The organism is Streptomyces sp. S6 (assembly GCF_054880855.1).
On sequence record NZ_JBTYMC010000277.1, the window covers coordinates 1 to 8,942 of the forward strand.

The 8,942-nt window shown below is 71.3% G+C and carries 8 protein-coding genes; 1 reads left to right on the top strand and 7 read right to left on the bottom strand.

Going from position 1 to position 8,942, the window contains the following annotated elements; all coding sequences use genetic code 11:
* The first annotated feature begins 1,007 nt into the window (after nt 1-1,007).
* Entirely contained in the window at nt 1,008-1,703 is a 696-nt protein-coding gene (locus tag ACVNF4_RS28015; RefSeq protein WP_461805665.1) for a DUF5995 family protein, read from the top strand.
* A gap of 130 nt (nt 1,704-1,833) precedes the next feature.
* Here ACVNF4_RS28015 and ACVNF4_RS28020 read toward each other — a convergent pair whose 3' ends face one another.
* The 7 genes from ACVNF4_RS28020 to ACVNF4_RS28050 all read right to left on the bottom strand — a co-directional run bounded on the left by ACVNF4_RS28020 (nt 1,834) and on the right by ACVNF4_RS28050 (nt 8,745).
* A complete protein-coding gene (locus ACVNF4_RS28020; RefSeq protein WP_461805666.1) occupies nt 1,834-3,531 on the bottom strand; it encodes a flavin monoamine oxidase family protein in 1,698 nt (565 codons plus the stop codon).
* A gap of 160 nt (nt 3,532-3,691) precedes the next feature.
* The gene (locus tag ACVNF4_RS28025; RefSeq protein ID WP_461805667.1) at nt 3,692-4,483 is read right to left on the bottom strand and encodes a carbon-nitrogen hydrolase family protein; all 792 of its coding nucleotides are present in this window, start codon (nt 4,481-4,483) and stop codon (nt 3,692-3,694) included.
* Between the two features lie 152 nt (nt 4,484-4,635).
* Entirely contained in the window at nt 4,636-5,079 is a 444-nt protein-coding gene (locus ACVNF4_RS28030) for an Lrp/AsnC family transcriptional regulator (RefSeq protein WP_461805668.1), read from the bottom strand.
* Nucleotides 5,080-5,483: 404 nt separating this feature from the next.
* Nucleotides 5,484-6,926: a GuaB1 family IMP dehydrogenase-related protein gene (locus ACVNF4_RS28035; protein WP_461805669.1), complete on the bottom strand. Its 1,443-nt coding sequence runs from the start codon at nt 6,924-6,926 to the stop codon at nt 5,484-5,486.
* Between the two features lie 79 nt (nt 6,927-7,005).
* Nucleotides 7,006-7,263 carry a barstar family protein gene (locus tag ACVNF4_RS28040; protein WP_461805670.1) on the bottom strand — a complete coding sequence of 86 codons (258 nt, stop codon included), beginning with the start codon at nt 7,261-7,263 and terminating at the stop codon, nt 7,006-7,008.
* Nucleotides 7,260-7,697, bottom strand: a complete 438-nt coding sequence (locus tag ACVNF4_RS28045) for a guanyl-specific ribonuclease (protein WP_461805671.1) — start codon at nt 7,695-7,697, stop codon at nt 7,260-7,262. The genes ACVNF4_RS28040 and ACVNF4_RS28045 overlap by 4 nt, the downstream gene beginning before the upstream one ends.
* A 37-nt stretch (nt 7,698-7,734) precedes the next feature.
* Complete coding sequence (locus ACVNF4_RS28050; protein ID WP_461805672.1) at nt 7,735-8,745, bottom strand: sugar-binding transcriptional regulator; 1,011 nt, start codon at nt 8,743-8,745, stop codon at nt 7,735-7,737.
* Nucleotides 8,746-8,942: the final 197 nt, after the last annotated feature.

Genomic DNA, 8,942 nt, shown 5'->3' on the forward strand with positions numbered 1-8,942 from the left:
GGGTGGGCGGCACGGGACCCGGCCGGGCGAGCCGACGGGGGTTGCGTGCAGGCGGCACGGAACCCGGCCAGGCAAGCGGCCGAGGCCGTGCGTGGGCGGCGCAGTACCGGCCGGACGAACCGCCGAGCCTCGCGCACGCGTGACGGGACCCCTCGTACCACGGAAGCCAGCCGGGCGAGCCGACGAACGTTGCGTGTGGGCGACACGGGACCCGGCCGGACGAGCCGACGAACGTTGCATGCAGGCGGCACGAAACCGGTCGGACGAGCCGAGGAACGTTGCGTGTGGGCGACACGGGACCCGGCCGGACGAGCCGCCGGGCCTCGCGCATGCGTGACGAGACCCCTCAAGCACCGCGGCAGCCGGCCAGGCGAGCCAACGGAGGTTGCATGCAGGCGACACGGGACCCGGCCAGGCAAGCGGCCGAGGCCATGCGTGGGCGGCGCGGTACCGGCCGGATGAGCCGCCGAGCCTCGCGCACGCGTGACGGGACCCCTCAAGTACCACGGAAGCCGGCCGGACTGGCAGCCGAGACCATACGAGGAGGCACGGAAACCGGCTGGACCGGCATCGGGGACCATGCGCGAGTGACACGGGAGCCGGCCGAAGGAGAGCCCGGGGGTGGCACGCGGACGTGTCACCGGAGCCGGCCACGCCGGAGGCCAGAGCCGAGAGCATCGAGGCCCGGAGGTCGAAGGCCAGGAGCAGGAGTCCGAGGGCAGGCACACGGAAGCCGCCCCGGGCCGACGGCCGGAAGCCGAGCGTCCGCGTCACGAAAGCCGACCAGCCCCGCGCGGAGCGCGCCCCGCGAGCAGCCCCTCTCCGATCCCCGCCCCCTCCACGAGCGCCCACCCCCGCACGACCCACAATCCCCTCGCCCCCGCGACCACCCGCTCCCCCGACACCCCCACCCCCGCATACCGACGGCCGTACCCCCCATCCCCCATTCCGGCGAAGCCCCCCGCAGCCACCCCTCAAACCCGCCCCGCCACTGGCACTCTTCCCCCATGCCCGAGTTGCAGCACTTCACGTCGTCCGCCGTAGACGCGGTGATCGCCCGGATGCGGGACCTGGATGCGGGGCTGCCCGCGCGGGACGGGGTCGCCGTGTTCAACCGGGTCTATCTGGCGGTCACCGAGGAGGTGGACCGGCGGATCGACGGGGGCGGGTTCGTGGACGTGCGCGCGGCGGTGGCGCTGGACGTGCGGTTCGCGCGGCGGTATCTGGACGCCGTCGAGGCGGTGGACGGCGACCGTCGTCCACCCGCCTGCTGGCGCCCGCTGTTCCAGATGCGCAGGCATCCGGGTGTGCGGCCCCTCCAGTTCGCGCTGTCGGGGATCAACGCGCACATCGGGCACGACCTGGTGCTGGCGATCGTGGACACCTGTCACGGCCTGGACTGTGAACCGGCCGACCTGGAGGACGAGTTCGACCAGGTCGGGGACATTCTGGTGACGCTGGAGGAGCGGATCAGGGAGGAGCTGATGCCGGGCCCGGACCTGCTCCAACTCGCCGACCCGCTCACCCACTTGATGGGTTCGTGGAGCCTGGAGCGGGCCAGGTCGGCGACTTGGTCGGCGGCGCGTGCGCTGTGGGCGTTGCGCCGGTTCCCGGATCTCACCGAGGAGTTCACCGAACGGCTGGACGCGGCGGTGGGCCTGGCGGGCCGCATGCTGCTCACCCCGCTGCCCAACCCCCGCTGAGCGCTCCGCGGGAAGTGCGGCGATGGGCCGTCGAGTGTCTGCGGCACCGTCGTGGCCGGTCGCGCCCGCGCGGCGGCAGCCGCATATCAGATGCGGCCCCGCGCCCCTTGAGGGCGCCGCCCAACCCCCGCTAGTCCTCAGGAAGTTCGACCGGCGCGATCTCGTCGTACACGTCCCCCGGCCCCGGATTGCCCGCATCGGTCTCCCCACCGAAGTGGTGCATGACCCCCCACACGGCGTTGAGCGCGGTCTGTACGGCTCCCTCGGCCCACCCGGCGGTCCAGGAGATGTCGTCCCCGGCGAGGAACAGCCCGCGCCGGTCGGCGGGGAGCCGGTCCTGCATGAAGTGGGTGAACAGGCGGCGCTGGTAGCGGTAGTGGCCGGGCAGGTTGGCCTTGAACGCGCCCATGAAATAAGGCTCGTTCTCCCAGGAGACGGTCACCGGGCTGCCGATCACGTGCCGCCTGATGTCGACGTTCGGGTAGATCTCGCCGAGGGACTTCAGCATGACCTCCATCCGCTCGTTCGCGGACAGCGGCAGCCACTTGAGGCTGTCGTCGCACCAGGTGTAGGAGAGGCAGATGACGGCCGGTTTGCCGGGACCGTCGTCCAACAGATAAGTCCCGCGCGTCATACGGTCCGTGAGGGTCATCGACATGACGTCCCGCCCGGTCGCCGGGTCCTTGTCGAGCCAGAACGGCCGGTCGACGGGGACGAACAGCTTGGAGCTCTCCATGTAGTGGGTGCGCTCGATGGCGGTCCAGTGGTCGACCGGGAAGAGGTCGTCGTCGCACACCACCTTGGACAGCAGCATCCAGGACTGCGCGGTGAACACGGCCGCCCGGTACGTACGGATCTCGCCGTCCGCGTCGGTGACGGTGATCCGGTTCCCGGCGGTCCGGTGCAGCCGGGTGACGGCGGGCCGGGGTTCCCCGTTCACGTGCAGGGTCTTCAACGACGTCCCGTAGGGCCAGTGGACGAGCTTGTCGGGCTCCGACTCCCAAAGGCGCAGGGGCAGTTGCTGCGAGCCGCCGACGATGCCCCGGTGGTGGTCGTCCGCCTCGGTGTAGACGACGCGCAGGATCTCCAGGATCGAGTTGGGGAAGTCGGTGTCCCAGCCGCCCGTGCCGAACCCGACCTGGCCGAAGATCTCGCGGTGCCGGAACGACCTGAACGCCTCGGAGGCGCACAGGAATCCGTAGAAGGTCTGGTTGTCGAGCCGCTCCACGAGCCGCGCCCAGATCTCCCGGATCCGCGGCACGTCCCGCTCCCGCAGCGCGCGGTTCATGTCGCTGAACTCGGCGCCTTCCTCAAGGCACTTGGCCCACGCCTGCGCCACATCCCGGTAGACCTGCGGGAGATCGTCGATCGTCTCGGCGTAGTGCGACTCGCCCTTGAGGTCGACGACCGTCGAAGGGGTCGTCTCCGCAAGGGGGTTGGGGAACGGCCGGGTCTCAAGTCCCACCAGGTCGATGTAGTGCTGGAGGGCCGTGGAGGACGGCGGGAAACGCATCGCCCCCATCTCGGCGGTCAGCGAGGGGTCGCACCCCTCGAAGCCGACCGTCCGCAGCCGCCCGCCGATCCGGTCGGCCTCGTACACGACCGGCTTGAGCCCCATCCGCATCAGTTCGTACGCGGCGACGATCCCCGAGAGCCCGCCCCCGATGATCGCGACCTCGGCGCCGTGCTCGGTCGCCGGGATCTGCCCGAGCCCGGCGGGGTGCGCGAGGAAGTCGTCGTAGGCGTACGGGAAGTCGGGCCCGAACATGGTGATCGGGGGCTGCTGCGGGTCGGTGTGCTCGACGGCGTTGGGCACCATGGAGGTCATCGGGGTACGGGTTCCTAAGCGGTCTTGGTGAGGTTGACTGCGGTTGGAGAGCGTCCTGAAGGGGCGCGGGACCGTCTCCGATCTGCGGCTCCGCCGCGCGACAGGCCACGACGACGCCGGAGACGACCGACGGCCCGTCCCCGCGTCTCCAGCGGAGTGCTCAGCGGGTCAGGGAGTGGTACAGGCCCGGCCGCCGGTCGGCGAGGTACGGGTTCGCCTCGCGGGACGCGGCGAGGAACGCGGGGTCGGCGTCGGCGAGGAGGAGTTCCTGGTCCCGGCCCGCGCGGGCGCGGGCGACTCCGTCGGGACCGGCGAGCACGGACAGCCCGACGAAGTCGAACTCCCCTTCCTCACCGACCCTGTTGACGTACGCGACATACATCTGACTCTCGAACGCCCGTACCGGGATCATCGACTCGGCGACGAACTGGAAGGGGTGCATCTGGGCCGTCGGCACGATCAGGAGGTCGGTGCCGGCGAGGGCGTGCGCGCGGACGTTCTCCGGGAACTCGACGTCGTAGCAGATCATCAGCCCGACCGTCAGCCCGCCCAACTCCGCCTGGACGACGGGCTGTTCACCCGGCGTGAACCAGTCGCGCTCGAAGGAGCCGAACAGGTGGGTCTTGCGGTAGTTGACGAGCCGGTCGCCGCTGCCCGAGATCACCTGCGCGGAGTTGAAGACGGCGTCGCCGACGCGCTCGGGGTAGCCGTACGCGATCGCCAGCCCGTGCCGCGCCGCGAGGTCCGCGACCGCGTCCGCCGACTCGCCGTCGGCCGGTTCCGCGAGCCGTGCGACGTCCGCGCCTATCGCGTACCCCGTCAGGAACATCTCCGGCGCGACCAGCAGCTCCGCGCCCGCCTCCGCCGCCCGCCCGGCCGCCTCGCCGAGCACCTTGAGGTTCTCCTCGACCGCTCCGGGGCGTCCGGAGCTCTGGAGCAGGGCGATGCGCATGCGTGTCCTCACCTGGGGTGGAGGGGGGGTCGGGGGGCCAGATAGACGGTACGGTCGGGCCGGCCGGGCCGACAATAGGCACCCATTGCACACAGGTGAGCGAATCGTTGCGTCGTGCGGGGGTGGGGCGGCGATTCGTTGCGTGACCCCTGTTATCGGGGCGAGAACCGCCTGAGCAGCGGCGACAGCACCAGCACCGACTTCGTCCGCTCCACGAACGGCTCCCCCGCGATCCGCTCCAGCACCCGCTCGAAATGCCGCATGTCGGAGGCGAAGACCTGCGCGACGGCATCGGCGTCCCCGGTGACGGTCGACGCCGCCACCACCTCCTGATACCGCTCCAGCCCCCGCCGGATCGTCTCCGGCGAGGTGTTGCGCCGACAATGGATCTCGACGAACCCCTCGGTCTCCCACCCCAGCGCCGCCGGATCGACCCGCACGGTGAACCCGGTGATCGCCCCGCTCTCCCGCAGCCGGTCCACCCGCCGCTTCACCGCAGGCGCCGACAGCCCGACAAGCTGCCCGATGTCGGCGTAGGACCGCCGGGCGTCTTCCGCGAGGGCGTGCACGATACGTTCGTCCAGGTCGTTCAACACATACCGCAGTAGACCACGCCCCGGGGGAATCTCAGCAGCTCAGCACGTTGGTGAGGAGCACGCACGCCGGACGCCGTCCACGCCGAGCGAGCGCGAGTTTCCTCGGCGGCCCGGATCAGCACCGTCCCGACGCCTTGCGAGCGCAGCGGCCCAGGCCAGACGGGCAGGCCGTTGAACTCGGGGCGGTGCATGGCCTAACCGGTCCAACGGACCTCCGAGTGACCGACGGGCCCACCACTTCCTACCGGGCGAAGTCCTCGGCACAACCTTCCGTGGCCTCAGGCGCACCACAATCCGAGCCCTCTCATGGCGCGCAGCGCCTCTAGGGGCGCGGGGAACTGCGCGACCAGCCACGACGGCGGGAAAGCCGACCGACAACCCCTCCCGCCCTCACAGCGAAGCGCCTAGCTCCAGCTCGCGTGCAGCGGCTTCCCCTCCGCGTACCCCGCCGCGCTCTGGACCCCGACGACGGCCTTCTCCTCGAACTCGGCCAGCGAGCCCGCCCCCGCGTACGTGCAGGACGACCGCACCCCGGCGATGACGGAGTCGATCAGGTCCTCCACGCCCGGCCGGGCCGGGTCGAGGAACATGCGGGACGTCGAGATGCCCTCCTCGAACAGGGCCTTGCGGGCCCGGTCGTAGGCGGACTCGTCGGAGGTGCGGTTGCGGACGGCACGCGCCGACGCCATGCCGAAGGACTCCTTGTACAGGCGCCCGTTCGCGTCCTGCTGGAGGTCGCCCGGCGACTCGTACGTCCCGGCGAACCAGGAGCCGACCATCACGTTGGACGCCCCGGCGGCGAGCGCCATCGCGACGTCACGGGGGTGGCGGACACCGCCGTCGGCCCAGACGTGCTTGCCGTGCTTGCGGGCCTCGGCGGCGCACTCCAGGACGGCGGAGAACTGCGGCCGGCCGACGCCGGTCATCATGCGGGTCGTGCACATCGCGCCGGGGCCCACCCCGACCTTGATGATGTCCGCGCCCGCCTCGATCAGATCCCGCACGCCCTCGGCGGAGACGATGTTCCCGGCGGCGATCGGCACCTGGGGGTCCAGCGCCCGCACGGTCCGGATCGCGCTGATCATCGACTCCTGGTGCCCGTGGGCCGTGTCGATGACGAGGGTGTCGACCCCCGCGTCGAGCAGCTGCTTGGCCTTGCCCGCGACGTCCCCGTTGATCCCGACGGCGGCGGCGATCCGCAGCCGGCCCGCGTCGTCCACGGCAGGGCTGTACAGCGTGGCGCGCAGGGCGCCCTTACGGGTGAGGATCCCGGCGAGCTTGCCGTCGCCGTCGACGGCCGGCGCGTACCGCCGGTTCGCCGCGTCGAGCGTGTTGAACGCCTCGCGCGGGTCGATCTCCGCGTCGAGGAGCAGCAGGTCACGGGACATGACCTCGGAGAGCTGCGTGAACCGGTCGACACCGGTGAGGTCCTGGTCGGTGACGACACCGACGGGCCGGCGCTCCTCGTCGACGACGACCCCGGCGTTGTGGGCGCGCTTGGGCAGCAGGGCGAGCGCGTCGGCGACGGTCTGCTGGGGGGTGAGCACGATCGGCGTGTCGAGGACGAGGTGCCGGCTCTTGACCCAGCGGACGACGTCGGTGACGACGTCGATCGGGATGTCCTGCGGAATGACGACGAGCCCGCCGCGCCGGGCGACCGTCTCAGCCATCCGGCGCCCCGCGATCGCGGTCATGTTGGCGACGACCAGCGGGATCGTCGTCCCCGTGCCGTCCGGTGAGCGGAGGTCCACGGCCTGGCGCGAGCCGACCGCGCTGCGGCTGGGCACCATGAAGACGTCGTCGTAGGTCAGGTCGTACGCGGGCTTGATGTCATTGAGAAAACGCACGTACTTGAGTCTCCCACGCGGGACCCGGATCGCACTCCGGGAGAAACGTCCAGGCTGTGGCGAGACCCCCTGGAGCTTTCTACAGGGCCAGCAGGACCTGCGGCTCGGCCTCCTCGAAGATCTCCACCGCGATCTCCCACTCCCCGGGCTTCGCCTTGGCGTACGCCCGCCAGTCGCGGACGACGATCCGCCGCTCCCCGGGGACGTCGCGCAGGACGTCGGCGAGCGCGTCCCAGTTGCGGCCGAACCAGTCGGGGAGGTTCAGGCCGTCGGCGAAACGGTCCATCAGCCCGGCCCGGTCGGTGACGCCGTCGAGGTCGATCGCGATGTCCGTCATTTCAGTACCGTCCGGAACGTGTCGTAGTGATCATCGGTGTAGTAGATCTCGCCGCCCTGTCCCGTGACAATGCGCCGGGCGCCCCGGTCGCGCGAGCCGGGGGTCTTCACGGTGTACTCGTGGTAGTAACCGCGCTTCTGTTTCGGCAGCCGCCCCTCGAAGTTCCCGAAGACGACGCCGTCGCGGGAGTAGGGGTAGGGGCCGCCCTTGTCGATGAGGGCGAGGGTCTTACGGGCCTCGGCGGGGAGGTCGGTGGCCTTGACGGTGGCGAGGCCGGACGTGTCATGCGTCGAACGCCCGGACGTGTCGTTCGTGGGACGACCGGTCGTGTGACCGGTCGCGCCATTCGTGTGATGACCCGCCGAGCACCCGGCGACACCCCCGACCAGGACGAGTACGCACAGAAGAACCCGGAAGACGAACCGCAGCAGCATGCCGTAGATGCTGCCACGGCCGTCCCCGCGTGACCTGTCAGACCCCGTCCGGGTCGGTCCGGCTCAGCGCGGACTTCGGCGTCGGGCCCGCCGTCATCAGGTAGTCCGCCGCCGAGGTATCCGTGACGAGGCTGGTGACCAGACCCGACCTGAGGACCGCGTCGATCGCGGCGGCCTTGCGCTGTCCGCCCGCGATCGCGACGACCTCGGGGATCCGGCGGAGCTGGTCCGCCTTGACGGTGATGCACCGCTCGCCGAGGTCCCGGCCGACCCGGCGCCCCTCGGAGTCGAAGAGGTGCGCGGACATCTCGGCCGCGACGCCGAGGGAGGAGTAGTGGGCCCGCTCCTCGTCCGTCAGCATGTCGTGGACCGTGGAGATGCCCGGCTCCCAGGAGCCGATGGAGACGCAGGCGACGGTGACCTTGTCGAAGTACTCGAAGGCGCGCGCGATCCCGGTCTGGCTGCGCAGGGCGGCGGCCGTGGCGGCGTCCGGCAGCAGCATGGGCGCGTAGATGGGGTGGGCGTCGCCGCCGGAGACCTGGGCCGCCCGGCGGACCGCCTCCACCGAACCGCGCTCGGCGGTGCCCGCGTCGTACACGCCCGTCAGCTGCACCACCGTGCACGGGGGCAGCCGGTCGAGGGCCGCCGCCATGTTGATGGTGGAGCGGCCCCAGGCGAGTCCGAGGACGTCGCCCTCGTCGACGAGTTCGCCGAGCAGGTCGGCGGCCACCTCGCCCAGGTTCTCGGGGTCGGGGGACTCCTCCGCGTCGGCCGGGGACTCGACCACGACGGCGTGCCGCAGGCCGTAGCGGGCCCGGAGCGCGTCCGAGCGCTCGGCGTCCAGCTCGGCCGGCACGCGGATCTCGATGCGGACGAGATCCCGTTCGAGAGCGGTCTCCAGGACCCGGGCCACCTTGAAGCGGCTGACGCCGAACTCCTCGGCGATCTGGATCTTGGACTTGCCCTCCAGGTAGAAGCGGCGGGCCATGGCCGCCGCCTGCACCAGCTCTGCGGGTCCCATCCGCATGGCCGACCGGCCCGCCGACATACCCGACACGGCGCTCTCCTCACTGCTGTTTCACACTCTGGATTTCGCCGTCCATCCTCGCAGATCCGGCGGTCTTGATCAGCCCCGAAGGGTGTTGTCGAGGGGTTCGTTCACCTGCCCGTGGCCCGGTGGTCGCATGCCGCCTCGGCCTGGGCGCGCAGGCCGCGCACGGCGGCGGCGGGGTCGTCCGCGCCGTA